Origin of the sequence: Wolbachia endosymbiont of Wuchereria bancrofti, assembly GCF_002204235.2 — a bacterium.
Taxonomy (GTDB): domain Bacteria; phylum Pseudomonadota; class Alphaproteobacteria; order Rickettsiales; family Anaplasmataceae; genus Wolbachia.
Genome location: NZ_NJBR02000012.1, coordinates 1 through 1,132, shown reverse-complemented (window position 1 = coordinate 1,132; position 1,132 = coordinate 1). Strand labels below are relative to the sequence as shown.

Here is a 1,132-nt window from a genome sequence, read left to right as displayed (position 1 = left end):
CTCAAGTAGTGGAAGCATTTGGGAAGCCGCATGTCAATGTAGGAACGATAGGACATGTGGACCATGGGAAGACAACATTGACAGCAGCAATAACAAAGCATTATGGAAATTTTGTAGCGTATGATCAAATAGATAAGGCACCAGAAGAGAGGAAAAGAGGAATAACGATTGCACGAGCACATGTTGAATATCAAACAGAGAAGAGACATTATGCACATGTTGATTGTCCTGGGCACGCTGACTATGTGAAGAACATGATAGTAGGTGCAGCGCAGATGGATGCAGCGATATTGGTAGTATCGGGAGTTGATGGACCTATGCCGCAAACGAGAGAGCACATATTACTCACGAAGCAAGTTGGTGTTGAGTATATTGTGGTATATATAAATAAAGCTGATGTATCTGATCCTGATATGATAGGTTTGGTAGAAATGGAAGTGAGAGAATTGCTGGGTAAATATGGGTTTCCAGGAGATGAAGTTCCAGTGGTAATTGGATCTGCACTGAAAGCGCTGGAGGATGATGACGGTGAATATGGGAAGAAATCAATAGACAAATTGATGGAGAAGTTGGATGAGTATGTAGAAGTGCCACTAAGATCTGTAGATTTACCGTTCCTGTTGCCGATTGAAGATGTATTTTCGATATCGGGACGTGGAACGGTAGTAACAGGAAGAATAGAAAAAGGAGAGATAAAGATGGGTGATGAGATAGAGATAATAGGTCTGAAAGCTACACAGAAGAAAACATGGTGTGGAAATGTTTAAGAAATTGCTAGAAAAAGGAAGTGCTGGGTTAAATGTGGGGATATTGCTAAGAGGGACGAAGAGGGAAGAAGTAGAGAGGGGACAAGTATTAGCAAAACCAGGAACAATAACGCCGCACAGGAAGTTCAAGGCAGAAGTTTACATATTAAAGAAAGAAGAGGGAGGAAGACACACACCATTTTTTGCGAATTATCAGCCACAATTTTATTTAAGGACGACAGATGTAACGGGAAGTATAAAATTGCTGGAAGGGAAAGAGATGGTAATGCCTGGAGATAATGTAAGTGTAGAGGTAGAATTGCAAGTACCGATAGCGATGGATAAGGGATTGCGCTTTGCAATAAGAGAAGGAGGTAGAACTATTG

Annotated in this window: 1 pseudogene; it reads left to right on the top strand. The window is 41.2% G+C overall.

The annotated features are described in order from the left end of the window. Positions 1-8 precede the first annotated feature (8 nt). Positions 9-1,132, top strand: a pseudogene (gene tuf / locus CCY16_RS00845) (elongation factor Tu); the annotation flags it as partial.